This is a genomic window from Nocardioides sp. 1609, assembly GCF_004522105.1.
Taxonomy (GTDB): Bacteria; Actinomycetota; Actinomycetes; order Propionibacteriales; family Nocardioidaceae; genus Nocardioides.
This window is the reverse complement of sequence record NZ_SPUJ01000003.1, coordinates 804,772-829,183: the sequence shown is the minus strand read 5'-3', so window position 1 is coordinate 829,183 and position 24,412 is coordinate 804,772. Positions and strand designations below refer to the sequence as shown.

The 24,412-nt window shown below is 71.5% G+C and carries 20 protein-coding genes and 1 tRNA gene; 13 read left to right on the top strand and 8 right to left on the bottom strand.

Translation table 11 applies throughout. The features are described 5' to 3' along the window. Positions 1-86: 86 nt before the first annotated feature. The 8 genes from trpC (at position 87) to pyk (ending at position 12,391) form a co-directional block, all read left to right on the top strand. Positions 87-869 carry an indole-3-glycerol phosphate synthase TrpC gene (gene trpC, locus E4623_RS10115; RefSeq protein WP_134766355.1) on the top strand — a complete coding sequence of 261 codons (783 nt, stop codon included), beginning with the start codon at positions 87-89 and terminating at the stop codon, positions 867-869. After that, complete coding sequence (gene trpB, locus E4623_RS10110) at positions 866-2,140, top strand: tryptophan synthase subunit beta (protein WP_134766354.1); 1,275 nt, start codon at positions 866-868, stop codon at positions 2,138-2,140. The genes trpC and trpB overlap by 4 nt, the downstream gene beginning before the upstream one ends. After that, positions 2,137-2,958 carry a tryptophan synthase subunit alpha gene (gene trpA / locus E4623_RS10105; protein ID WP_134766353.1) on the top strand — a complete coding sequence of 274 codons (822 nt, stop codon included), beginning with the start codon at positions 2,137-2,139 and terminating at the stop codon, positions 2,956-2,958. The genes trpB and trpA overlap by 4 nt, the downstream gene beginning before the upstream one ends. Continuing rightward, a complete protein-coding gene (locus E4623_RS10100; protein ID WP_134766352.1) occupies positions 2,939-3,541 on the top strand; it encodes an SCO family protein in 603 nt (200 codons plus the stop codon). Before trpA ends, E4623_RS10100 begins: the two co-directional genes overlap by 20 nt. Beyond that, positions 3,541-4,575 (top strand): prolipoprotein diacylglyceryl transferase, encoded by a 1,035-nt coding sequence (gene lgt, locus E4623_RS10095; protein ID WP_134766351.1) that lies wholly within the window; start codon positions 3,541-3,543, stop codon positions 4,573-4,575. Before E4623_RS10100 ends, lgt begins: the two co-directional genes overlap by 1 nt. Before the next feature lie 152 nt (positions 4,576-4,727). After that, a complete protein-coding gene (gltB, locus tag E4623_RS10090; protein WP_134766350.1) occupies positions 4,728-9,317 on the top strand; it encodes a glutamate synthase large subunit in 4,590 nt (1,529 codons plus the stop codon). Continuing rightward, positions 9,310-10,797: a glutamate synthase subunit beta gene (locus tag E4623_RS10085; protein WP_134766349.1), complete on the top strand. Its 1,488-nt coding sequence runs from the start codon at positions 9,310-9,312 to the stop codon at positions 10,795-10,797. The genes gltB and E4623_RS10085 overlap by 8 nt, the downstream gene beginning before the upstream one ends. 130 nt (positions 10,798-10,927) lie before the next feature. Beyond that, a complete protein-coding gene (gene pyk / locus E4623_RS10080) occupies positions 10,928-12,391 on the top strand; it encodes a pyruvate kinase (RefSeq protein WP_134766348.1) in 1,464 nt (487 codons plus the stop codon). A gap of 10 nt (positions 12,392-12,401) precedes the next feature. On the opposite strand, the gene E4623_RS10075 is transcribed toward pyk, so the two are convergent. The 3 genes from E4623_RS10075 to E4623_RS10065 form a co-directional block, all read right to left on the bottom strand. Continuing rightward, positions 12,402-12,995: a hypothetical protein gene (locus E4623_RS10075; protein ID WP_134766347.1), complete on the bottom strand. Its 594-nt coding sequence runs from the start codon at positions 12,993-12,995 to the stop codon at positions 12,402-12,404. Between the two features lie 33 nt (positions 12,996-13,028). After that, positions 13,029-13,304 (bottom strand): hypothetical protein, encoded by a 276-nt coding sequence (locus E4623_RS10070; RefSeq protein WP_209020592.1) that lies wholly within the window; start codon positions 13,302-13,304, stop codon positions 13,029-13,031. Then, positions 13,278-13,351 (bottom strand) — tRNA-Leu (locus E4623_RS10065). Before E4623_RS10065 ends, E4623_RS10070 begins: the two co-directional genes overlap by 27 nt. Positions 13,352-13,457: 106 nt before the next feature. On the opposite strand from E4623_RS10065, the gene E4623_RS10060 reads away from it, so the two are divergent. The 3 genes from E4623_RS10060 (at position 13,458) to E4623_RS23145 (ending at position 15,779) form a co-directional block, all read left to right on the top strand. Further along, positions 13,458-13,640: a hypothetical protein gene (locus E4623_RS10060; RefSeq protein WP_134766346.1), complete on the top strand. Its 183-nt coding sequence runs from the start codon at positions 13,458-13,460 to the stop codon at positions 13,638-13,640. A gap of 36 nt (positions 13,641-13,676) precedes the next feature. Next, positions 13,677-14,261 (top strand): response regulator, encoded by a 585-nt coding sequence (locus E4623_RS10055; RefSeq protein WP_134766345.1) that lies wholly within the window; start codon positions 13,677-13,679, stop codon positions 14,259-14,261. A 156-nt stretch (positions 14,262-14,417) separates the two neighbouring features. Further along, positions 14,418-15,779 carry an ABC transporter substrate-binding protein gene (locus E4623_RS23145; protein WP_245154994.1) on the top strand — a complete coding sequence of 454 codons (1,362 nt, stop codon included), beginning with the start codon at positions 14,418-14,420 and terminating at the stop codon, positions 15,777-15,779. Positions 15,780-16,104: 325 nt separating this feature from the next. Here the strand turns inward: E4623_RS23145 and E4623_RS10045 are convergent, their stop codons facing one another. Genes E4623_RS10045 through E4623_RS10030 form a run of 4 tightly spaced genes read right to left on the bottom strand, consistent with a single transcriptional unit; the run spans position 16,105 to position 20,256 of the window. Then, positions 16,105-16,905, bottom strand: coding sequence for an ABC transporter ATP-binding protein (locus E4623_RS10045; RefSeq protein ID WP_167736555.1), 801 nt, complete (start codon positions 16,903-16,905; stop codon positions 16,105-16,107). After that, a complete protein-coding gene (locus E4623_RS10040) occupies positions 16,902-17,924 on the bottom strand; it encodes an ABC transporter ATP-binding protein (protein WP_134766344.1) in 1,023 nt (340 codons plus the stop codon). Before E4623_RS10040 ends, E4623_RS10045 begins: the two co-directional genes overlap by 4 nt. Continuing rightward, positions 17,914-18,882: a branched-chain amino acid ABC transporter permease gene (locus tag E4623_RS10035; RefSeq protein ID WP_134766343.1), complete on the bottom strand. Its 969-nt coding sequence runs from the start codon at positions 18,880-18,882 to the stop codon at positions 17,914-17,916. Before E4623_RS10035 ends, E4623_RS10040 begins: the two co-directional genes overlap by 11 nt. A gap of 18 nt (positions 18,883-18,900) precedes the next feature. Continuing rightward, positions 18,901-20,256, bottom strand: a complete 1,356-nt coding sequence (locus E4623_RS10030) for a branched-chain amino acid ABC transporter permease (protein ID WP_134766342.1) — start codon at positions 20,254-20,256, stop codon at positions 18,901-18,903. Between the two features lie 318 nt (positions 20,257-20,574). Between E4623_RS10030 and E4623_RS10025 the strand changes: the two genes are divergently transcribed. Further along, a complete protein-coding gene (locus tag E4623_RS10025; protein ID WP_245154993.1) occupies positions 20,575-21,189 on the top strand; it encodes a GNAT family N-acetyltransferase in 615 nt (204 codons plus the stop codon). On the opposite strand, the gene E4623_RS10020 is transcribed toward E4623_RS10025, so the two are convergent. Then, positions 21,179-21,610, bottom strand: a complete 432-nt coding sequence (locus E4623_RS10020) for a hotdog fold thioesterase (protein ID WP_134766341.1) — start codon at positions 21,608-21,610, stop codon at positions 21,179-21,181. The genes E4623_RS10025 and E4623_RS10020 overlap by 11 nt on opposite strands. A 65-nt stretch (positions 21,611-21,675) precedes the next feature. On the opposite strand from E4623_RS10020, the gene polA reads away from it, so the two are divergent. After that, positions 21,676-24,366: a DNA polymerase I gene (gene polA / locus E4623_RS10015; protein ID WP_134766340.1), complete on the top strand. Its 2,691-nt coding sequence runs from the start codon at positions 21,676-21,678 to the stop codon at positions 24,364-24,366. Positions 24,367-24,412: the final 46 nt, after the last annotated feature.

The window sequence follows — 24,412 nt, the reverse complement described above, 5'->3', positions numbered from 1 at the left end:
GGGGGTCGCGTGCCAGACTGCTTCGGAAGGCCACTGCGCAAACCTCGATCCGAACATCGGTCCAGTCCACCACCGGAGATCAGCAAATGTCCGTGCTCGACGACATCGTCGCCGGCGTCCGGCTCGACCTCGCCGTCCGTGAGGCGCGGACGCCGCTCGCTGACGTCCGGGCCGCCCTGGCCGACGCCCCGCCCCCGCGTGACCCGATGCCGCACCTCCGCAGCGCCGGCTCCAGCGTGATCGCCGAGGTCAAGCGCCGCAGCCCCAGCAAGGGCGACCTCGCCGACATCCCCGACCCGGCCTCGCTCGCCGGCGAGTACGCCGCCGGGGGAGCCGCCGCGATCAGCGTGCTCACCGAGGAGCGGCGCTTCGGGGGCAGCCTCGCCGACCTGGTCGCCGTCCGCGCCGCCGTCGACGTCCCGCTGCTGCGCAAGGACTTCATCGTGGAGGGCTACCAGCTCGTCGAGGCCCGCGCCGCGGGCGCCGACCTGGCCCTGCTCATCGTCGCCGCGCTCGACGACGACACGCTGCACCGGCTGCACGACGAGGCCCGCGAGCTCGGGCTGACCGTGCTGGTCGAGGTGCACGACGAGCCCGAGACCGAGCGCGCCGTGGCCCTCGGCGCCGAGCTGATCGGGGTCAACGCCCGCAACCTCAAGACCCTCGCCGTCGACGCCGACACCTTCGGCCGGCTCGCGTCGCTGGTGCCGGCCGACCGCGTGCTGGTGGCCGAGTCGGGCATCGGCGACGAGACCGACGTGAAGCGCTTCGTCTCCGAGGGCGCCCGCGCGGTCCTCGTCGGCGAGGCGCTCGTCAAGGACGGCGCACCGCGCGAGGCGGTCGCCAAGATGACCGGAGTCACCGCATGAGCACCCCGACCGGCACGACCCGCCCGACCCGCTGGGCCGCCGACGACCAGGGCTGGTTCGGCGACACCGCCGGGCAGTGGGGCGGCCGGTTCATGCCGGAAGCCCTGATCGCGGCCCTCGACGAGCTCGACACCGCCTGGCAGGGGGCGCTCGCCGACCCGGCCTTCGGCCGCGAGTTCGAGCTCCTGCTGCAGAACTACGCCGGCGTCCCGAGCATGCTCTACGAGGCCCACCGGCTCTCCGAGCTCGCGGGAGCGCGGATCCTCCTCAAGCGCGAGGACCTCAACCACACCGGAGCCCACAAGATCCGCAACGTGCTCGGCCAGGCGCTGCTCACCAAGCGGATGGGCAAGAAGCGGGTCATCGCCGAGACCGGCGCCGGCCAGCACGGCGTCGCCTCCGCCACCGCGGCGGCGTACCTCGGGCTCGACTGCACCGTCTACATGGGCGAGGTCGACACCGAGCGCCAGGCCCTCAACGTCGCCCGGATGCAGCTGCTCGGCGCCGAGGTCGTCCCGGTGACGAGCGGCTCGCGCACCCTGAAGGACGCCATCAACGAGGCGCTGCGCGACTGGGTTTCCTCGGTCGACCACACCGCCTACCTCTTCGGCACCGCCGCCGGTCCGCACCCGTTCCCGAGCCTGGTGCTGTCGTTCGTGCGCAGCATCGGCGACGAGGCCCGTCGGCAGTGTCTCGAGCTCACCGGCGCCCTCCCGGACGTCGTCGCGGCGTGCGTCGGCGGCGGCTCCAACGCGATCGGCCTGTTCGCGGGCTTCCTCGACGACGACGACGTCGCGATCTACGGCTACGAGCCGGGCGGCGACGGGGTCGAGACCGGTCGGCACGCCGCCACCATCCACGCCGGCGAGGTCGGCGTCCTGCACGGCGCCCGCACCTACGTCCTGCAGGACGACGACGGTCAGACCGTCGAGTCCCACTCGATCTCGGCGGGTCTCGACTACCCCGGCGTCGGTCCCCAGCACGCGCACCTCGCGGCGAGCGGCCGGGCGACGTACGTCCCGGTCACCGACAAGGCGGCCATGGAGGCGATGGCCCTGCTCTCGCGCACCGAGGGGATCATCCCGGCCATCGAGTCCGCGCACGCCATCGCGGGCGTGGTCGACCTGGCCCGCGAGCGCCCCGGGCAGACGATCCTGGTCAACCTCTCGGGCCGCGGCGACAAGGACATGGGCACCGCGCTCGAGTACTTCGGCCTCGGCAGGGCGACCCCGGTCGCCGACCCCCAGAGCGCCACGGCGGAGCAGCAGTGAGCACCTCCCGCGCCTTCGCCCGGGCCCGCGCCGAGGACCGCGCGGTCCTCCTCGGCTACCTGCCGGCCGGCTTCCCCGACGTCGACGGCGGCATCGAGGCGATGCGCGCCATGGTCGAGGCCGGGTGCGACGCGATCGAGGTCGGGCTGCCCTACAGCGACCCGGTCATGGACGGCCCGACCATCCAGGCCGCCGCCCAGCAGGCCCTCGAGCTCGGCTTCCGCACCTCCGACGTGCTGCGCACCGTCGAGGCGGTCGCCGCCACCGGCGTCCCGACCGTGGTGATGACGTACTGGAACCCGGTCGAGCGCTACGGCGTCGAGCGGTTCGCCACCGACCTCGCGAACGCCGGGGGAGCGGGCCTCATCACGCCCGACCTGACGCCCGACTACGCCCCCGAGTGGATCGCCGCGGCCGACGAGCGCGACCTCGACAAGATCTTCCTGGTGGCGCCGTCCTCGACCGAGGAGCGGCTCGCCCTGACCACCGCGGCCTCCCGCGGTTTCGTCTACGCCACCGCCGTGATGGGCGTGACCGGCGCCCGCGCCGCGAGCAGCGACCTCGCCGGGCCCCTCGTCGCCCGCACCCGGGCCTCGCTCGCCGAGGGCCGCGACCTCCCGGTCGGCGTCGGCGTGGGCGTCAGCACCGGCGACCAGGCCGCCGAGGTGGCGTCGTACGCCGACGCGGTGATCGTCGGGTCAGCGTTCGTCCGCACCCTGCTCGACCACGCCGGCGACCGCGCCGCGGGGCTGCGCGCGCTGTCCGCGCTCACCGCCGAGCTCGCCGAGGGAGTACGCCGTGCCCCGGCCCGTGCGTAGCCGCCCGGCCGCCCTCGCCCTCGTCCTGTCGCTCGCGCTGGGTCTCGGGCTGAGCGCGTGCGGGGGCGACGACGACGCCGCCCCGTTCTCGGGACGGGTGCTCGAGAACCCCTACGACGTGCCGGCCACCGAGCTGGTCGACACCGACGGGGCGGCGTACTCGCTCGCCGACAGCACCGACAAGCGCCTGACCCTGGTCTTCTTCGGCTACGTCAACTGCGACGACGTCTGCCCGGCCGTGCTCACCAACCTCGCCTCGGCGATGACCCGCCTCGACGACGCCGACCGCGACGCCGTCGACGTCGTGATGGTCACCAGCGACCCCGACCGCGACACCCCCGAGGCGCTGCGCAGCTACCTCGACCAGTTCGACGACGCCTTCATCGGGCTCACCAGCGACTTCGACACCATCGCCACGGTCGGCAGGTCGCTCGCCGTCGGGATCGACCGCAAGGACCCCGGCGGCCACACCACCCAGGTCATGGGGATCGACCCCGCCGACGAGGCACCGGTCTACTGGGACGCCACCACCAGCCCGTCGCAGTACGCCGCCGACATCCACGCGCTCCTCGAGGAATCCTGATGCTCCCGATGACCTTCCCGCACCCGCCCGGCGACGGCGTCTGGGACCTCGGCCCGCTCCCGCTCCGCGGCTACGCGCTGTGCATCATCCTCGGCATCGTCGTGGCGATCTGGATCGGCGAGCGCCGCTGGGTCGCCCGCGGTGGTCGCCCCGGCGACGTCCAGGACCTCGCGGTGTGGGCGGTGCCGTTCGGCGTCGTCGGCGCCCGCCTCTACCACGTGGCCACCGACTGGGAGAAGTACTTCGGCGAGGGCAAGAACCCCGTCACCGCGCTGTACGTGTGGCGCGGCGGCCTCGGCATCTGGGGCGCGGTCGCGCTCGGTGCGGTGGGCGTCTGGATCTGGTCGCGCCGCCGCGGCTTCCGGATCACCGCGCTGATGGACACCCTCGCGCCGGCGGTCATCGTGGCCCAGGCCATCGGCCGCTGGGGCAACTGGTTCAACCAGGAGCTCTTCGGCAAGCCCACCGACCTGCCGTGGGCGCTCGACGTGACCGACGACGTCGCCGTCGAGAACGGCTACCCGCCGGGCACGACGTTCCACCCGACGTTCCTCTACGAGTGCGTCTGGAACCTCGGGGTCTTCGGCCTGCTGCTGTGGGCCGAGCGCCGGTTCAAGCTCGGCTACGGCCGGGTCTTCGCGCTCTACGTCATGGGCTACACCCTGGGTCGGGGCTGGATCGAGTACCTCCGCGTCGACGCCGTCCAGCTCGACGACGTGCTCGGGCTGCGGTTCAACGTGTGGACCTCGATCGTGCTCTTCGTCGCCGCCGCGGCGTACTTCGTGTGGAGCAGCCGCCGCCACCCGGGTCGTGAGCCCTCCGTCTACCTGCCCGGCCGAGAGCCGGCACCGGAGACCGACGAGCACGACGCCACCGACGGGACCGACGGGACCGACGGGACCGATGGGACCGACGGGACCGATGGGACCGACGAGGCGGCCGCGGCCGGGGACGTCGAGCCGGCCAGGGACGGCGTCGACCCCGACGGCGAGCCCGCCGACGCGGACCGTTCCGCGAGACCCGACACACCCTGACGCCGACCCGTCGCCGATAGGTGACGGGTCAGCGTTGTCCACGCGGGAGGGACGTCGGCGCGGGCGGCGTAACGCGGTGGTAATCTCTGGAACTCCGCCGCGTGGGCCAACGATGTCCCTGCGTCCACACACGTTCCGCGTTCGCACCATCGATGCGCGGCACCACCGACGGGAGAACTCCAGTGCCGTACCAGCACGCGTTCCCGCCGCCCCAGGGGCTCTACGACCCGGCGCACGAGAAGGACGCCTGTGGCGTCGCGTTCGTGGCCAGGCTCACGGGAGAGGCCTCGCACGACATCGTCGCGAAGGCCCTGACGGCGCTGCGCAACCTCGACCACCGCGGTGCTGCCGGCGCGGAGGTCAACTCCGGTGACGGCGCCGGCATCCTGCTCCAGGTGCCGGACGCGTTCCTGCGCGCGGTCACCGCCGAGGCCGGGTTCGAGCTGCCCGCGCCGTCGTCGTACGCCGTGGGCATCGCGTTCCTGCCCGGAGACGACGAGCACGTCGCGGCCACCCGCGCCCAGGTCGAGACGATCGCCGCCGAGGAGGGCCTCGCGGTCCTCGGCTGGCGCGAGGTGCCGACCGACCCGTCGAGCCTCGGCAGCATGGCGCTCTCGGTGATGCCGACCTTCAGCCAGCTCTTCGTGGCCGGCGCCGGCCAGCGGCTCACCGGCATGGCGCTCGAGCGCCTCGCCTTCTGCCTGCGCAAGCGCGCCGAGCGGGAGACCGACGTGTACTTCCCGTCGCTCTCCTCGCGCACCCTCGCCTACAAGGGCATGCTCACCACCGACCAGCTCGACCAGGTCTTCCCCGACCTCGTCGACGAGCGGATGGCCTCGGCGCTGGCCGTGGTGCACTCGCGGTTCTCGACGAACACGTTCCCGAGCTGGCCGCTGTCGCACCCGTTCCGGTTCATCGCCCACAACGGCGAGATCAACACCGTGATGGGCAACCGCAACTGGATGCGGGCCCGCGAGGCGCTGCTGTCGTCCGACCTGATCCCCGGCGACCTCGACCGGCTGTTCCCGATCTGCACGCCCGGCGCGTCGGACTCCGCGTCGTTCGACGAGGTGCTCGAGCTGCTGCACATGGGCGGCCGGTCGCTGCCGCACGCGGTGCTGATGATGATCCCGGAGGCCTGGGAGAACCACACCGAGATGGACGCCAAGCGGCGCGAGTTCTACTCGTTCCACTCGGCCCTGATGGAGCCGTGGGACGGTCCCGCGTGCGTCGTGTTCACCGACGGCTCGCAGATCGGCGCCGTGCTCGACCGCAACGGGCTGCGTCCCTCGCGCTACTGGGTCACCGACGACGGGCTCGTCGTCCTGGCCTCCGAGGTCGGCGTCCTCGACCTCGACCCCGCCACCATCGTCCGCAAGGGCCGGCTGCAGCCGGGCCGGATGTTCCTCGTCGACACCGACGAGCACCGGATCATCGAGGACGAGGAGGTCAAGACCGCGCTGGCCGCCGAGCACCCGTACGGCGAGTGGCTGCACGCGGGCCTGATCCACCTCGACGACCTCACCGAGCGCGAGCACGTCGTGCACACCCACGCCTCGGTCACCCGGCGCCAGCAGATCTTCGGCTACACGACCGAGGAGCTGCGGGTGCTGCTCTCGCCGATGGCCAACACCGGCGGCGAGGCGCTCGGCTCGATGGGCACCGACTCGCCGATCGCGGCCCTCAGCGCGAAGCCGCGGCTGCTGTTCGACTACTTCGCCCAGCTCTTCGCGCAGGTCACCAACCCGCCGCTGGACGCCATCCGCGAGGAGCTCGTCACCTCGCTCAACGGCACCATCGGACCGGAGGCCAACCTGCTCGAGCCGCAGCCGGCGTCGTGCCGCCAGGTCGTGCTGCCGTTCCCGGTCATCTCCAACGACGACCTCGGCAAGATCCGCCAGATCAACCGCGACGGCGACATGCCGGGCTTCATCACCCACGTCGCCCGCGGCCTCTACGAGGTCGCCGGCGGGGGCGCGGCGATGGCCACCCGGATCGAGGAGATCTGCCGCGAGGTCAGCGACGCGATCGCCGAGGGCGCCCGCGTCATCGTGCTCTCCGACCGGCACTCCGACGCCGACCTGGCGCCGATCCCGTCGCTGCTGCTCACCGGCGCGGTCCACCACCACCTGGTGCGCGAGAAGACCCGCACCCAGGTCGGGCTGCTGGTCGAGGCCGGCGACGTCCGCGAGGTGCACCACGTCGCGCTGCTCGTCGGCTACGGCGCCGCGGCGGTCAACCCCTACCTCGCCATGGAGTCGGTCGAGGACCTCGCCCGCGAGGGCTACTACGTCAAGACCGAGCCCGAGCAGGCCGTCGCCAACCTCATCAAGGGCCTCGGCAAGGGCGTGCTCAAGGTGATGTCGAAGATGGGCGTCTCGACCGTCGCGTCCTACACCGGCGCGCAGATCTTCGAGGCCGTCGGCATCTCCCAGGACGTCGTCGACGCCTACTTCACCGGCACGACGTCCAAGCTGGGCGGCATCGGCCTCGACACGATCGCCGAGGAGGTCGCCCGCCGCCACGCGACGGCCTACCCCCGCGGCGGCGTGCTGCCGATCCACCGGCAGCTCGAGATCGGCGGCGAGTACCAGTGGCGCAGGGACGGCGAGCCGCACCTGTTCAACCCCGAGACCGTCTTCCGGCTCCAGCACTCCACGCGCAGCCAGCGCTACGACATCTTCAAGCAGTACACGAAGGCCGTCGACGACCAGGCCGGCGAGCTGATGACGCTGCGCGGGCTGTTCCGCTTCAAGGGCGCCCACATCACCGGCCGCGACCCGATCCCGATCGAGGACGTCGAGCCGGTCAGCGAGATCGTCAAGCGCTTCTCCACCGGCGCGATGTCGTACGGCTCGATCTCGCAGGAGGCGCACGAGACGCTCGCCATCGCGATGAACCGGCTGGGCGCGAAGTCCAACACCGGCGAGGGCGGCGAGGACCCCGAGCGGCTGCACGACCCCGAGCGGCGCAGCTCGATCAAGCAGGTCGCTTCGGGTCGCTTCGGCGTCACGTCGGAGTACCTCACCAACGCCGACGACATCCAGATCAAGATGGCGCAGGGCGCCAAGCCCGGCGAGGGCGGTCAGCTGCCCGGCAACAAGGTGTACCCGTGGGTCGCCAGGACCCGGCACTCCACGCCGGGCGTGGGGCTGATCAGCCCCCCGCCGCACCACGACATCTACTCCATCGAGGACCTCGCCCAGCTGATCCACGACCTCAAGAACGCCAACCCGGCCGCCCGCGTGCACGTCAAGCTGGTCTCCGAGGTCGGCGTGGGCACCGTCGCCGCGGGCGTCTCCAAGGCGCACGCGGACGTCGTCCTGATCTCCGGGCACGACGGCGGCACCGGCGCCTCGCCGCTGACGTCGCTCAAGCACGCCGGCGGTCCGTGGGAGCTCGGCCTGGCCGAGACCCAGCAGACGCTGCTGCTCAACGGCCTGCGCGACCGGATCGTCGTCCAGGCCGACGGCCAGCTCAAGACCGGGCGCGACGTCGTCGTGGCCGCGCTGCTCGGCGCCGAGGAGTTCGGCTTCGCCACCGCCCCGCTGGTGGTGTCGGGCTGCATCCTGATGCGGGTCTGCCACCTCGACACCTGCCCGGTGGGCGTCGCCACCCAGAACCCGGTGCTGCGCGAGCGCTACAGCGGCAAGGCCGAGTACGTCGTCACGTTCTTCGAGTACGTCGCCCAGGAGGTGCGCGAGATCCTCGCCGAGCTCGGGTTCCGCACCCTCGAGGAGGCCGTCGGCCAGGTCTCGGCGCTCGACACCGTCGAGGCGGTCCAGCACTGGAAGGCCGCCGGTCTCGACCTGTCGCCGATCCTGCACGAGGTCGACCACGCCCAGTTCCCCGACCAGGCGCGCCGCAACACCGGCACGCAGGACCACGGCCTGGAGCGCTCGCTCGACGTCACCACGCTCGTGCCGCTGGCCGAGGCCGCGCTCGAGCGCGGCGAGCCGGTGCGCGCCCAGGTCCCGATCCGCAACGTCAACCGCACCGTCGGCACGATCCTCGGCCACGAGGTGACCAAGCGGTACCGCGGCGAGGGGCTGCCCGAGGGCACCATCGACCTCACCTTCACCGGCTCGGCCGGCCAGTCGTTCGGCGCGTTCCTGCCGCGGGGGATCACCCTGCGCCTGGAGGGCGACGCCAACGACTACGTCGGCAAGGGACTCTCCGGCGGCCGGATCGTCGTCCGCCCGGACCGTGCGGCGACGTTCAACAGCAACGAGCAGATCATCGCCGGCAACACGATCGCCTACGGCGCGACGTCCGGGAAGGTGTTCCTGCGCGGTGGCGTGGGGGAGCGGTTCGCCGTGCGCAACTCCGGAGCCTGGCTGGTCACCGAGGGCGTGGGCGACCACGGCTGCGAGTACATGACCGGCGGCCGGGTGGTCGTGCTGGGCAAGACCGGGCGCAACTTCGCGGCCGGCATGTCCGGCGGCGTCGCCTGGGTGCTCGACCTGAAGGAGTTCCGTGTCAACCAGGAGCTCGTCGCGCTCGGCCCCGTCGAGGGCGAGGCCGCCGGCGAGCTCGAGCAGCTGGTGCGCGAGCACCTCGAGGAGACCGGCTCGCCGGTGGCCGCCGAGCTGCTGGCCGACTGGCCCGCAGCGCTGGCCCGCTTCACCGAGGTGATGCCGCGCGACTACCGCACCGTCCTGGAGGCCAAGGCCAAGGCCGAGGCCGAGGGACTCGACGAGCAGCAGACCGCCAACGCGATGATGGAGAGTCTCCATGGCTGACCCGAAGGGCTTCCTGAAGCAGGGCCGCGAGGTGGCGACCCGACGCCCCGTCGAGGAGCGCGTGCAGGACTGGAACGAGGTCTACCCGGGCTCGGCCGGGCGGGCGCTGCTGCCGATCATCACCCAGCAGGCGGGCCGCTGCATGGACTGCGGCATCCCGTTCTGCCACCAGGGCTGCCCGCTCGGCAACATCATCCCCGAGTGGAACGACCTGGTCTGGCGCGACGACTGGGAGGGCGCCATCGACCGCCTGCACGCGACCAACAACTTCCCGGAGTTCACCGGACGCCTCTGCCCCGCGCCGTGCGAGACCGCGTGCGTGCTCGGGATCAACCAGGACCCCGTGACCATCAAGAACGTCGAGGTCTCGATCATCGACCGGGCCTGGGAGTCCGGGCTGGTGCGCCCGCAGGCGCCGGAGTGGCTCTCGGGACGCACCGTCGCCGTCATCGGGTCGGGCCCGGCCGGTCTCGCGGCCGCCCAGCAGCTGACCCGGGCCGGTCACACGGTCGCCGTCTACGAGCGGGCCGACAAGATCGGGGGGCTGCTGCGCTACGGCATCCCCGAGTTCAAGATGGAGAAGAAGCACCTCGACAAGCGTCTCGAGCAGATGCGGCGCGAGGGCACCGTCTTCCGCACCGGCATCGAGGTCGGCTCCGAGGAGTCGGGGCTGACCACCGACAAGCTGCGCGACCGCTACGACGCCGTCGTCCTGGCCATGGGCTCGACCGAGGCGCGCGACCTGCCGGTGCCCGGCCGCGAGCTGGGCGGCATCCACCAGGCGATGGAGTTCCTGCCGCAGGCCAACCGCGCGGCGCTCGGCGAGCCGGCGACCACCGACGGCTCCGAGCAGGTCACGGCCACCGGCAAGAACGTCGTCATCATCGGCGGCGGCGACACCGGCGCCGACTGCCTCGGCACCTCGACGCGGCACGGCGCGGCGTCGATCACGCAGCTGGAGATCATGCCGGAGCCGCCGAGCGCGCGACCCGCGGGCCAGCCGTGGCCGACGTACCCGATGACGTTCCGCGTCTCCTCGGCGCACGAGGAGGCCGGCGAGCGCGTCTACGCGGTCTCGACCAAGGAGTTCCTCGGCGACGCCGACGGCAACGTGCGGGCGCTGCTCATCGTCGACGTGGTGTTCGAGGGCGGCCGGCTGACCGAGATCGAGGGCTCCGAGCGCGAGATCCCGGCCGAGCTGGTGCTCTTCGCGATGGGCTTCGTCGGGCCGCAGAAGCAGGGCCTGGTCGAGCAGCTCGGCGTCGACCTCGACGAGCGCGGCAACGTCGCGCGCGACCAGCACTACATGACGTCGGTCAGCGGCGTCTTCTCCGCAGGCGACTGCGGGCGCGGCCAGTCGCTCATCGTCTGGGCCATCGCCGAGGGTCGCGCGGCGGCCGCCGCCGTGGACACCTACCTGACCGGCTCGACGGCGCTGCCGGCGCCGATCCCGCCGACCGCGCGCCCGCTCGTCGTCTGAGCAGATGACGCTGACCCGTCATCTATAGGTGACGGGTCGGCGTCGGTGGGGAGACGAGCCGGGCGCACTCGCGGGGGTCTGGTGCGGCCAGTTGTTCTTGGATCGATCCAAGACGGAGTAGGGTGAGCACGTGCGTAGAGCAAAGATCGTCTGCACCCTGGGTCCGGCCACGAGCTCCGAGCGGAGGATCCGTGAGCTGGTGTACGCCGGCATGGACGTCGCCCGGCTGAACATGAGCCACGGCACCCACGCCGACCACGCCGAGTCCTACCGCCTCGTCCGCGAGGCCGCCGACGCCTCGGGTCGCGGCGTCGGGATCTTCGCGGACCTGCAGGGCCCCAAGATCCGGCTGGCGACGTTCGCGGAGGGCCACGCGATCCTCGAGCGCGGCCAGCGGTGGACCATCACGACCCGCGACGTGCCCGGGGACGGCGTGGTCGCCGGGACGTCGTACCAGGGCCTGCCGGGTGACGTGAAGACCGGAGACCCGATCCTCATCGACGACGGCAAGGTGCGGCTGCGCGTGCTGCAGGTCGACGGCACCGACGTCCAGACCGAGGTGCTCGTCGGCGGGCGGGTGAGCAACCACAAGGGCATCAACCTGCCCGGCGTGGCGGTCTCGGTGCCGGCGATGTCGGAGAAGGACATCGCGGACCTCCGCTTCGCGCTCAGCCTCAGCGTCGACTTCATCGCCCTGAGCTTCGTGCGCGACGCCAAGGACGTCGAGGACGTGCGGCGGATCATGCGCGAGGAGGGGCAGCTGCTCCCCGTCATCGCCAAGATCGAGAAGCCGCAGGCCATCGACAACCTCGACGAGGTCATCGAGGCCTTCGACGGCTTCATGGTCGCCCGCGGCGACCTGGCCGTGGAGTGCCCGCTCGAGGACGTGCCGTTCCTGCAGAAGGAGATCGTGCGCAAGGCCCGGCTGAACGCCAAGCCGGTCATCGTCGCGACCCAGATGCTCGAGTCGATGATCACCAGCCCGGCGCCCACCCGCGCCGAGGCCAGCGACGTCGCGAACGCCGTCCTCGACGGCGCGGACGCGGTCATGCTGTCGGGGGAGACCAGCGTCGGCGACCACCCGATCCACGTCGTCGAGACGATGGCCCGGATCATCACCTCGACCGAGAACCACGCCCTCGAGCAGGCCGAGTCCGGCCAGATCACCGCGATCGTGTGGGACCCCCACACCCGCGGCGGCGTGATCGCCAAGGCGGCTGAGGAGGTCGCGGCCCGCGTCGGCGCGAAGTACGTCGTCGCCTTCACCCAGAGCGGCGACTCGGCCAAGCGGCTCGCCCGGCTGCGCAGCGCGATCCCGACGCTCGCCTTCACGCCGGAGAACCGGGTGCGCTCGCAGCTCTCGCTCACCTGGGGCGTCGAGACGTTCAGGACCGTGGCGGTCGACCACACCGACGAGATGGTCCGCCAGGTCGACGAGCAGCTGCTCGCGATCGGCCGGGTCGAGGAGGGCGACCTCGTCGTCATCGTCGCGGGCAGCCCGCCCGGCATCCCCGGCTCGACGAACGCGCTGCGCATCCACCGGATGGGCGACGCCATCAACGAGGCGGCCCCGGCCTACCGCCGACAGAACTGACCCCGGCGCGTCAGGGCGCCCAGTCGAGCGTCGAGGCGTAGGCCTCGACGTCGCACAGCGCGTCGGCCGGCTGCACCAGCAGCGGCTGCGCCATCACCTTCTCGTGGGTGCCGTCCGCGTCGGTGTGGCGCAGGACGACGCCGTCGAGGTGACCGGCCTCGTCGGGATCGGTGAGCTGCACGGCCACCAGGACGGCGTGCTGCCCGTCGTCGGGCGTGAGCCTGAGCCCGGGCAGGGCCCGGCGGGTGTCCCAGGTGGCGAGCGAGTCGGCGAGGTCGGCGTTCGGCAGCGGGGGGTAGTCGAGGACGACGCCCTGCACGGTGCTCCGGCCGGCGAACGCGACGGCCGCCTGCTCGATGACCTCCAGCCCGACGGAGCGGTCGAGGTCGACGCCGTCGAGCACCGTCTCGCTGCTCGGCGTCAGGCTGCCGGGCAGGAGGATCAGCTGCCCCTCGGGGTCGGCGACCGCGCACTGCGCCCGCTGGCCGGAGCTGGCCGGCTCCGCGGTGGGCGGGTCCGGCGGCGGTCCGGCGTCGCCGTCCTGGGTGCAGGCCGCGAGCGCCAGCACCGACAGCACGACGGCGGCGGTGACGGTGCGGTCCACCGCGCCAGCATAGGAGCCGGCGGTCCCGTGCCGTCAGGTCTTCGGGCCGATCAGCCCGTCGAGCCGCGCGACCGCCTCGCGCCGGGAGACACTGATGCAGTTCCAGCGGCTCTGCCGCCACGGCACGTCGACCAGGTCCAGGGCCCAGCAGCACAGCTCCCGGATGTCGGCGCTGACGTTGGTGAGCTGCCACCGCGGGTAGTCGTAGCGCTTGACCTCGCCGGCCACCCGCTGGCTGGCCCGGTTGCGGACGAGCGGGTGGTGCGGCGGAGGCGACCCGGGTGCCCCGAGTGGGATTCGAACCCACACTGAATGGTGTTTGAGACCATCGCCTCTGCCAGTTGGGCTATCGGGGCGAGCGCACGAAACCCTAGCCCACGGCGAGTCCCGTCGGCGCATTGCATAAACATGATCAACTAACTACAGTTAAAGTCTCCATCACCAGACCGCCGGGAGCACACCGTGTGGAACCTCTTGGGCTGGGCCGCGGCCAGCAACCAGCGTGCCATCGAGAACGCCCGGGCCGGCGCCACCGCCTGCGGCCGGCGCCGGGTCGAGCGGGCCGAGGTCGCGCACTACCTCGACTCGCGGTCGCGGCTCCCCGCGCCCCTCGCCCGGACCTACGGCTCGGAGCACCCGGCCTGAGACGGCGGTGACCCGAACGCCCGCTAGATTGGGGCCGTGAACGCGCCCACCGTCGTCATAGCCGAGGACGAGACCCTCATCCGGATGGACCTCGCCGAGATGCTGACCGACGAGGGCTACTCCGTCGTGGGGCAGGCCGGTGACGGGGCCCGGGCCATCGAGCTGGCCACCGAGCACCGGCCCGACCTGGTCATCCTCGACGTCAAGATGCCCGTCCTCGACGGGATCGCGGCCGCCGAGGCGATCGCGGCGAAGCGGATCGCCCCGGTCGTGATCCTCACCGCGTTCTCGCAGCGCGAGCTCGTCGAGCGCGCCCGCGACGCCGGGGCGATGGCCTACCTCGTCAAGCCGTTCACCCAGTCCGACCTGGTGCCGGCGATCGAGATGGCACGGAGCCGGTTCGCCGAGCTCTCCCTGCTCGAGGCCGAGGTCTCCGACCTCACCGAGCGGCTCGAGACCCGCAAGGCGATCGACCGCGCCAAGGGCGTCCTCCAGCAGGAGCTCCAGCTGTCCGAGCCGGACGCCTTCCGGTGGATCCAGAAGACCGCGATGGACCTGCGGCTCTCGATGCGCCAGGTGGCCGAGGGCGTCGTCGAGCACGGCGTTCCCGGCCGTTCCTGACCCTCGACCGGCAACTGTCCGGCCTCAGGCGCTTCGACACGGAAAGATCACGAATCCGACAAGCCGTGGCGACATACTGCGCGCGGGGGCGCAGCCGTATTAGGTTGTGCCTCGTCGTCGGCACGAGCCGCGACCTGTGATGACTCCGGAGGCCCCATGAAACCCCTTAGCAAGAAGGCGCGACTCGGGATCGTTGCCGTTGCCAGCACGCTCGTGCTCGCCGCATGTGGCGGCGAGGACGACGGCGACAGCGACGACACGCCGTCCGGCGGCGAGTCGAGCTCGAGCGCCGAGGGCGGCGAGTCGAGTGCTCCGCCGGCCGAGGCGACGGGGATGCAGCTGTACTTCGTCGACGGCAACACCGCCAACTACACCGAGGACTTCGACCCGGGCACCCTCGAGGGTGTCAAGGCGACCTACCCGGGCGCCGAGCTCGGCGACGACTTCCGTCAGCGGCTGCTCGGCGTCGACAAGAAGCTCAAGGACTTCACCTACGGTCCCGAGTCCTACGACGCCACGATCGTGGCGGCTCTCGCGGCCATCGCCGCGGGCGACGACTCCGGCACGGCGGTCGGCTCCAAGATGGCCGACGTCACCGGCGGCGGCGAGAAGTGCACCGAGTTCAAGGCGTGCGCCGACCTGCTCGGCGCGGGCACCGACATCGACTACGACGGTGTCTCCGGTCCGATCGACCTGAACTCGACCGGCAGCCCGTCGGCCGCGACGATCGGCATCTTCGAGTACGGCGCGGACAACAACTACGCCCCCGTCAACTTCGTGACCGGCCAGATCCCGGACGCGTCCGAGGTGAAGCCCGACCAGGAGATCGCCAGCGTCAAGCCGGGTGACGGCAAGTTCGTCGTCGGCATGCTGCTGCCCTCGAGCGGTGACCTCGCCTTCCTCGGGCCCCCGGAGTTCGCCGGCGTCGAGCTGGCGGTCAAGGAGATCAACGAGAACGGTGGCGTCAACGGGTCGCAGGCGACCTCGATCCGCGCCGACTCCGGTGACGGCACGCCGAACATCGCCCCGTCCGAGACCGACAAGCTCCTCTCCGGTGGCGCTGACGTCGTCATCGGTGCAGCGTCGTCCTCGGTCTCGCTGTCGGTCATCGACAAGATCACGCAGGCCGGTGTCGCCCAGATCTCCCCGGCGAACACCTCCACGGCCTTCGACTCCTACGCCGACAGCGGCCTGTACTTCCGTACCGCGCCGTCCGACGTGCTGCAGGGCCAGGTCATGGCCTCGACCCTGATCGAGGACGGCAAGCAGAACATCGCGATCCTGGCTCGCCAGGACTCCTACGGTGAGGCGCTGGCGGAGAACGTCCGCTCGTTCTACGAGGAGGCCGGCGGCAGCGTCGTCTCCTACCAGCTCTACTCGCCGGAGGCGGCCAACTACAACGCCGAGGTGCAGGCGATCGCTGCCGAGGACCCCGACGCGATCATCCTGATCAGCTTCGACGAGACCAAGAAGATCGTCCCGGCGCTCATCCAGGCCGGCCTCGGACAGGGCGAGTAGCCTTCTCCGCGGTAGGACACACCTTCTGAGGAGGGCCCCGGGTGCTTCGGCACCCGGGGCCCTTTCTCGTGTCCCCGTGCCCCAGCGAGGCGCTGGGCAGTCCCAGGGCTCGCTCACGCCCTCGACCCCGGGGTCCGGGCGAGCCTCCGGCGGGTCCCTGTCAGCACCGCACCACCGCACCGCCGCGCGCCGCCTCCGCCCGGTCCGGTCCGGTCCGGTTCGACGGGCCGGGGCCGCTCGCGAGCAGACGACAGCAGGCCCCCGGTGCGGTGGCACCGGGGGCCTGCTGTCGCGCTGCGGTGAGCGCCGGGTGTTGCTGGGCGGGCTACTTCTTCGCCAGGGTCCCGAGGTACAGCTCGATGACCTTGGGGTCCTTGGCCAGCTCGGCGCCGGTCGCGGTGTAGGCGTTGCGACCCTGGTCGAGGACGTAGCCGCGGTCACAGATCTGCAGGCACCGGGCGGCGTTCTGCTCGACCATGACGACGCTGACGCCGGCCTTGTTGATCTCGCGCGTCTGCAGGAACACCTCGTCCTGCATGGCGGGGGAGAGCCCGGCCGACGGCTCGTCGAGCAGGAGCACCGACGGCTCCATCATCAGGGCGCGGCCCATCGCGACCATCTGCCGCTCGCCGCCGGACAGCGACCCCGCCCGCTGCCCGCGACGGGCCGCGAGCTGCGGGAAGATGTTGGTGACGAACTCGAACCGGCTGGAGTACTTCGAGGGGGCCTGGTAGCAGCCCATCTGGAGGTTCTCGGCGATGGTGAGGCTCGGGAACACGTTGTTGGTCTGGGGCACGAAGCCGATGCCCTTGCTGACCAGCGAGTCGGCACGCTCGTTGGTGACCTCGTCGCCCCGCAGCGTGACGGAGCCGGTGTGCACCTTCACCAGGCCGAACAGCGCCTTGAGCAGGGTGGACTTGCCGGCACCGTTCGGGCCGATGATGCCGACCAGCTCGCCGGGGTGGCAGTACAGGTCGGCGCCGTTGAGGATGTTGACGCCCGGCACGTACCCGGCGATGAGGTCGTCGGCACGCAGGACGGCGCCGTCGGCGGCCGCGAGGTGCTTGGCCCGCGCCTCGTCGGCGCGGGCGTCGGCGTCGGTCTGCTTCTCGAGAGCCATGCTCATCGCTCCAGTTCTTCGGTGGTGGAGGCGCCCGTGGAGCCGTGCTCGGCCCCGATCTCGGCCTCGACCTCGAGCGCGACCACCTCGGGGTCGAGCTCGGTGATGTCGACGTCGTGGTGCGCGCCCAGGTAGGCGTCGATGACGCGCTGGTCGGCCATGACGGCGTCCGGCGGGCCCTCGGCGATGATCTGGCCCTGGGCCATGACCACGACCCAGTCGGAGATGTCGCGGACCATGTCCATGTCGTGCTCGACGAAGAGGACGGTCATGCCCTCCTCGCGCAGCGACTTCACGTGCCCGAGCAGCGACTGCTTGAGCGCGGGGTTCACCCCGGCCATCGGCTCGTCGAGCATGACGAGCTCGGGGCCGACCATCAGGGCACGAGCCATCTCGAGGAGCTTGCGCTGACCACCGGACAGGGCGCCGGCGAAGTCGTCCTCCTTGGTGTCGAGCTTGAACCGGGTCAGCAGCTCACGAGCGCGTCCGGTGACCTCCTTCTCCTGGTCACGCCAGAGGAAGGGCAGCCAGCCGGCCCACATCTTCTCGCCGAGCTGGCCGGTCGCACCCAGGCGCATGTTCTCCAGGACGGTGAGCTTGGAGAGCACCTTGGTCAGCTGGAAGGTCCGGACCATGCCGAGTCGGGCGACCCGGCTGGCCGAGACCCGCTTGAGCGAGCGGCCGTTGAACCAGCGCTCGCCGGCGTCGGGTCGGTCGAACCCGGTCAGCAGGTTGAAGAACGTCGTCTTGCCGGCGCCGTTCGGCCCGATCAGCGCGGTGATGACACCGCGCTGGATCTCCAGGTGGGCGACGTCGACGGCCTTGAGGCCGCCGAAGGTGCGGGTCATCCCCGTGGCCACCAGGATCGGGTCGGGCTTGGCCACGCCGGGATCGGTCGACAGACCGGCCAGTCCGGCCAGCCCTGCCTTGCCGTCGGTCGCGGCCCGGTGGGACGGGGCCTTGTCGAGCGGGGCCTTGTCGAGGGTGGTCTTGTCGAGCGTGGGCTCGTCGCGGTCAGCGGGCATCGATCGCGATCTCCTTCCGGTCTCCGAAGAGTCCCTGCGGGCGGTAGATCATCAGCAGCATCAGCACGAGGCCGACCACTGCGAAACGGATGTTGCCGATCCGGTTGCTGTCGAGCAGGTCGCCCGGGACGATGTCGGACAGCTCGGACAGGGCGACGGACATGAACGACAGCACGCCCCAGAAGAGCACGGCGCCGACGGCGGGGGAGAGGACCCGGGCCGCGCCACCGAGGATCAGCATGGTGAAGGCGATGAAGGTGAAGTCGGTGTTGAACGTGTCGGGCTGCACCGAGGCCAGGCCCAGCGCGCCGACGAAGCCGCCCATCGCCCCGATCATGCCGCCGAGCACGAGCGCCTGCATCTTGTAGCCGTAGACGTTCTTGCCGAGCGAGCGGACGGCGTCCTCGTCCTCGCGGATGCTCTTGAGGACGCGGCCCCACGGGCTGCGCATCAGGAGGAACACCAGCGTGCTGACGAGCGCGACGATGATCCAGCCGACCACCATGACCCACAGGTCGTTGGCGCTGAAGGACAGGAACGTGCCCTCCATGTCCTTGAACGGGTTCCAGGACCGGAAGGTCCCGGTGAAGCCGCTCACGCCGTCGCGGGCGTGGAAGTACTTCTTGAACGAGGTGCTGAACAGCAGGCGGAGGATCTCCGCCACCGCGATCGTGACGATCGCGAGGTAGTCGGCCCGCAGGCGCAGGGTGGGTACACCCATGACCAGTGACAGGACGACCGAGGCTGCGAGCCCGAGCAGGATGGCGGGGATGAACGGCACCCCGAAGGAGACGATCGTGACCGCCATGGCGTAGGAGCCGGCGGCCGCGAACGCCGCCTGACCGAAGTTGAGCAGGCCCGTGTACCCGTAGTGGATGTTGAGGCCCATCGCCGCGAGCACGTAGGAGATGGCCACAGGGGCGAAGGCGTCGTGGAGCGGTGTGGTGATGAGGTCCATTGCGTTCGTCCTTTCGCCTCAGCCGACCCGTTCCCGGCGGCCGAGCAGGCCTTGGGGACGCACGAGCAGGATGACGATGAGCAGGAGCAGGGCTCCGGCGTTCTTGAGGTCGGAGGGGATGACGAGCGTCGACAGGTCGATCAGGACGCCGATGATGAGCGCGCCGAGCAGCGCGCCCCAGACCGAGCCGAGGCCGCCGACGCAGCACGCGGCGAACAGCAGCAGCAGCACGAGCTGCCCGATCTGGTAGGTGACACCCAGGGTGAAGCCGAGGAAGACACCCGACAGGGCGGCCAGCGCCGTGCCGACGATCCACACCAGCGAGATGACGCGGTCGACGTTGATGCCGGTGGCCGCGGCCAGCGCGGGGTTGTCGGAGACGGCGCGGGTGGCCCGCCCGATCCGGGTGAACTGGAGCACCAGGAGCACGACCGTGAGGACGACGATGCAGGTGACGGCGATGGCGATGTCACGGTCGGTGTAGGTGAACAGGCCGAACGCGTCCTTGCCCTGGGGCGTGTAGTAGTCCTGGTAGGTCTCGGTGCGCGACCCGGTGAGGTAGGCGTAGACGTTGCGCAGGAAGAACTGCAGGCCGATGCTGACGATCATCGCCGCGATCAGGCCGACGCCGCGCTTGCGCAGCGGCTGCCAGAGCACGGTGTTCTGGAGCCACCCGAACCCGAGCGCCAGGACGACCACGGCCGGTACCGCCCAGATGAACGGCAGGCTGATGTCGTTGTCGGTGAACGGGAGCGGGATGCCGGTGCTGACGAAGAACGCCGCCATCGCGCCGAAGGTGACGAGCTCGCCGTGGGCGAAGTTGGTCAGCCCGGTGGTGCCGAAGACCATGGAGAGCCCCAGCGCCGCCATCGCCAGGATCAGGCCGAACAGCAACCCGCTGTAGACGAGTCCGGCGACGCGGTCCCACTTGGTCTCGACGTTGCGCCCGTCGGGTCCGATGAGGAACGTCGTGTTGAGCTCGGTCAGCGAGCCGGTCAGCGTGTTGGTGGTGCTGGCCCCGTCGCGCATGTCGACGCCGTCGGGCAGGGTCTCGGGGTCCAGGGCGACGGTGACGGGACCGATGCCGGCCTCGAAGTCGATCGTGAACGCGCCCGACTCGTCGGTCTCGCCCTCGAACTCGACGCCGTCGCAGTTGGTGACGGTGATCGCGACGCCCGGCACGGGTGCGCCGTCGTCGGCGGAGTTCACGAGGACGCCCGACATCGTCTTCGGGATCGCGGTGCCGTCGCAGGCAGCGGACGCCGGCGAGGCCGGGCCCGCCAGCACGAACAGCGCGAGGAAGGCGCCGAGCGCCACGACGGCGGCAAGTGGTCGAGCAAGAATGCCCCGGGACGGGGTCTGACGGTTCGGCATGTGGCTCCTGTCAGCGGGTCGGGAGGTCCCGACGAGCTGGTCCCTGGTGTGGTGGGTCGGCGGATCATATCCATGGAACGCCCGCGCGTCGCCCGACCGAGGGTTCACGTTACCCACCTCGGGGGCCCCGGGTGGGTGGTTCGAGGTAACGGCACGGGCACGGTCCGGTCTCGGACCAGGGGTCCGGGCCGCCTGGGGAGGCCTCTGACAACCGGCGCGCCGGGGGCGTAGTGTTCGTCACCGCCCCCGGGGAAAGGGGCAGGCGTCGGGCAGGACGCCGGCAATCAGCGTCGGCGACGACGCCTTCAGGAGGTCGGCGTGTCGCGTTCGCTCATCGCAGTTCGTCCGGCCACCCAGACCGACGCCGGGTTCCTCACCACCTTGTGGTGCGACGCCCTGCGCCGCGCCGAGCACCACGAGCACGTCGCCGACCTCGAGCAGGTGGTCAAGACCGCCGAGGCCTCGCCCGAGCAGCGTCTCCTCGTCGCGGAGTACGACGGGGAGCCGGCCGGCGCGGTGCTCCTCCGCATCGGCACGGTGACCGCGCTCAACCTCGAGCTCGCCGTGCACGTCGTCTCCCCGACCGTGGCGCCCGCGTTCCGCCGGCACGGTGTCGGCCGCACCCTGATGGAGTGCGCCGCGGCGTTCGCCGAGGACGCCGGCGTCCCGCACGTGTGCGTGGGCGTGGCGTCCGGGTCGCGCGACGCGAACCGGTTCATGGCCCGCCTCGCGCTGGGTCAGGTCGGCACGTTCCGGGTCGCGCCGACCGCGGCGGTCCGGGCGCGGATCGCCGCGCAGCGACCGACCCGGGCGTCGTCGTCCGGGGCCGGTGGCCGGCAGCTGACCCGGGTGCTGGCCGCGCGCCGCTCGGCCCGACGCGCCGACGTCCCCGGGCCCGCCGAGGTGCCGAGCGAGCCGCCGCCTACTGCGTGACGGCGTCGCGGGGGATCAGCGCGCAGGTGATCCGGGCGGTGCACACCCGCTTGCCGCGCTCGTCGGTGACGACGACCTCGAACGACGTGCTCGACCGACCGAGGTGCACCGGTGTCGCGACGCCGGTGACGAGCCCCGAGGTGGCCGAGCGGTGGTGGGTGGCGTTGATGTCGACGCCGACGGCGATCTTGTCGAGGCCGTGCGCGTGCAGCGCCGAGCCCATCGAGCCCAGCGACTCCGCCAGCACCACCGACGCCCCGCCGTGCAGCAGGCCGTAGGGCTGGGTGTTGCCCTCGACCGGCATCGTCGCGACCACGCGCTCGGCGGACATCTCGACCAGCTCGACGCCCAGCTTGTCGTTCAGTGCGCCCATCGGCATGGTGGCGAGGAACTCCTCGACGGACGTCTTCTCATCGGTCATGGACCCCATCCTGCCGCGCGCCGCCGCGTGCCGCGGTGTCGGTGGCGAGGGCTAGGGTCGGGCGCGTGACCGAGGCACCCACCGCACCCACCGGCGACCGTCCGCGACTGCTGCTGCTCGACGGACACTCCCTGGCCTACCGCGCGTTCTTCGCGCTGCCGGTCGAGAACTTCTCGACCAAGACCGGGCAGTTCACCAACGCGGTCTTCGGGTTCACCTCGATGCTCATCAACGTGCTGCGCGACGAGCGGCCCACCCACCTGGCGGTCGCCTTCGACGTGTCGCGGCAGACCTTCCGGATGGAGGAGTACGCCGAGTACAAGGCGAAGCGGCAGAAGTCGCCCACCGAGTTCAGCAGCCAGCTGCCGCTGATCGAGGAGGTGCTCGACGCGCTGCGGATCCCGTTCCTGAAGAAGCCGGGCTTCGAGGCCGACGACATCATCGCCACCCTCGTCACCCAGGCCCTCGCCGACGACATGGACGTGCTGGTCCTCACCGGCGACCGCGACGCCCTGCAGCTGGTCACCGAGCACTCCACCGTCCTCTACCCGACCCGCGGGGTCTCCGAGCTGGCCCGGATGACGCCCGAGGCCGTCGAGACCAAGTACGGCGTGACGCCCGACCGCTACCCCGAGCTCGCCGCCCTGGTCGGGGAGGACTCCGACAACCTGCCCGGCATCCCGGGCGTCGGGCCGAAGACCGCCGCCAAGTGGCTGGCCCTCTACGACGGCCTCGACAACGTGATCACCCGCGCCGACGAGGTCAAGGGGAAGGCCGGCGAGAACCTGCGCGCCCACCTCGCCGACGTGATGCGCAACCGGCGGCTCAACGCGCTCGTGCGCGACCTCGAGCTCGACCTGCTGCCCTCGCAGATGGCCCGCCAGGCGTGGGACCGCCAGGAGGTCCACACCCTCTTCGACGGCCTCGAGTTCCGGGTGCTGCGCAACCGGCTCTTCGAGGAGATCGAGTCGACCGAGGTGCTCGAGGAGGGCGGCTTCGAGCTCGAGGGGCAGGCGCTCGAGCCCGGCGCCGTCGCCGCGTGGCTGGCCGAGCTCGGGGGCGAGCGCACCGGGCTGCACGTGCGCGGGGCGTGGGGCGCCGGCACCGGCCGGGTCGACGGGATCGGGTTCGCCACCGCGACCGGCCGCACGGCGTACGTCGACACGACCGGCCTGACGCCCGACGACGACGCCGCACTCGCCGACTGGCTCACCGACGTCGACCGGCCGAAGGTGCTGCACGACGCCAAGGGGCCCGAGCTCGCCCTCGCGGCGCACGGCTGGGCGCTGCGCGGGGTCGTCAGCGACACCGCGCTCGCGGCCTACCTCGCGCGCCCCGACCAGCGCTCCTACGACCTGGCCGACCTCACCGTGCGCTACCTCAAGCGCGAGCTCAAGCAGGAGCTCGACGAGAGCGACCAGGGCCTGCTGTTCGACGCGGGCACCGACGTGGCGGGCCCGGCGATGCTGCACGCCCGCGCCGTCCTCGACCTGGCCGAGGCGCTCGACGTCGAGCTCGAGGAGCGCGGCGGCACCCGGCTGCTCGCCGAGGTCGAGCTGCCGCTGGTGCACCTGCTGGCCCACATGGAGCAGACCGGGATCGCCGTCGACGGCGACCACCTCGAGACGCTGCAGGGCGAGTTCGACACCGAGGTGCGTGCCGCCGCGCAGGCCGCCTACGACGTGATCGGCCGCGAGATCAACCTCGGCTCGCCCAAGCAGCTCCAGGTGCTGCTCTTCGACGAGCTCGAGATGCCGAAGACCAAGCGCACCAAGACCGGCTACACGACCGACGCGGACGCGCTGCAGCAGCTCTACGTCAAGACCGAGCACCCGTTCCTGGCCCACCTGCTGCGCCACCGCGACGTGATCCGGCTGCGCCAGACCATCGAGGGCCTGCTCAAGACCGTCCAGCCCGACGGCCGCATCCACACGACGTTCAACCAGACGATCGCGGCCACCGGCCGGCTCTCCAGCACCGACCCCAACCTGCAGAACATCCCGATCCGCACCGAGGAGGGGCGCCGCATCCGGGAGGGGTTCGTGGTCGCCGAGGGCCAGGAGTGCCTGATGACGGCCGACTACAGCCAGATCGAGATGCGGATCATGGCGCACCTGTCCGAGGACCAGCTGCTCATCGAGGCGTTCCGCTCGGGCCGCGACTTCCACTCGATCACCGCGGCCCGCGTCTTCGACGTCCCGGCCGACGAGGTCACCGTCGAGCAGCGCGCGAAGATCAAGGCGATGAACTACGGCCTGGCCTACGGGCTGTCGGCGTTCGGGCTGGGTCAGCAGCTCGGCATCGAGCCGGGGGAGGCCCGCGGCCTGATGGACGAGTACTTCGAGACCTTCGGCGGCATCCGCGACTACCTCCAGGGCGTCGTGGGCCAGGCCCGCAAGGACGACTACACCGAGACCATCATGGGGCGCCGGCGCTACCTGCCCGACCTCAACAGCGACAACCGGCAGCGCCGCGAGATGGCCGAGAGGATGGCGCTCAACGCCCCGATCCAGGGCTCGGCCGCCGACCTCATCAAGGTCGCGATGCTGCGCACCCAGGCCGCGATCGACGCCAGCGACCTGCGCTCGCGGATGCTGCTCCAGGTCCACGACGAGCTCGTCTTCGAGGTCGCGCCCGGCGAGACCGAGGCGCTCGAGGCGCTGGTGCGCGAGCAGATGGCCGGCGCCGCCGAGCTCACCGTGCCGCTCGACGTCTCCGTCGGCACCGGCCGCTCCTGGCACGACGCGGCGCACTGAGCGAGGGTCCGGCGAGCCTGCGAAGCGCGTGGACCGACGCGTCGAG

Bases quoted from the DNA above. Each gene is read 5' to 3' on its own strand.
- E4623_RS10040 (WP_134766344.1), bottom strand. From the start codon at position 17,924: ATGCCCGCTGACCGCGACGAGCCCACGCTCGACAAGACCACCCTCGAC.
- E4623_RS10045 (WP_167736555.1), bottom strand. From the start codon at position 16,905: ATGAGCATGGCTCTCGAGAAGCAGACCGACGCCGACGCCCGCGCCGAC.
- trpB (WP_134766354.1), top strand. From the start codon at position 866: ATGAGCACCCCGACCGGCACGACCCGCCCGACCCGCTGGGCCGCCGAC.
- E4623_RS10035 (WP_134766343.1), bottom strand. From the start codon at position 18,882: ATGGACCTCATCACCACACCGCTCCACGACGCCTTCGCCCCTGTGGCC.
- lgt (WP_134766351.1), top strand. From the start codon at position 3,541: ATGCTCCCGATGACCTTCCCGCACCCGCCCGGCGACGGCGTCTGGGAC.
- gltB (WP_134766350.1), top strand. From the start codon at position 4,728: ATGCGCGGCACCACCGACGGGAGAACTCCAGTGCCGTACCAGCACGCG.
- E4623_RS10085 (WP_134766349.1), top strand. From the start codon at position 9,310: ATGGCTGACCCGAAGGGCTTCCTGAAGCAGGGCCGCGAGGTGGCGACC.
- trpC (WP_134766355.1), top strand. From the start codon at position 87: ATGTCCGTGCTCGACGACATCGTCGCCGGCGTCCGGCTCGACCTCGCC.
- E4623_RS23145 (WP_245154994.1), top strand. From the start codon at position 14,418: ATGAAACCCCTTAGCAAGAAGGCGCGACTCGGGATCGTTGCCGTTGCC.
- E4623_RS10020 (WP_134766341.1), bottom strand. From the start codon at position 21,610: ATGACCGATGAGAAGACGTCCGTCGAGGAGTTCCTCGCCACCATGCCG.
- E4623_RS10030 (WP_134766342.1), bottom strand. From the start codon at position 20,256: ATGCCGAACCGTCAGACCCCGTCCCGGGGCATTCTTGCTCGACCACTT.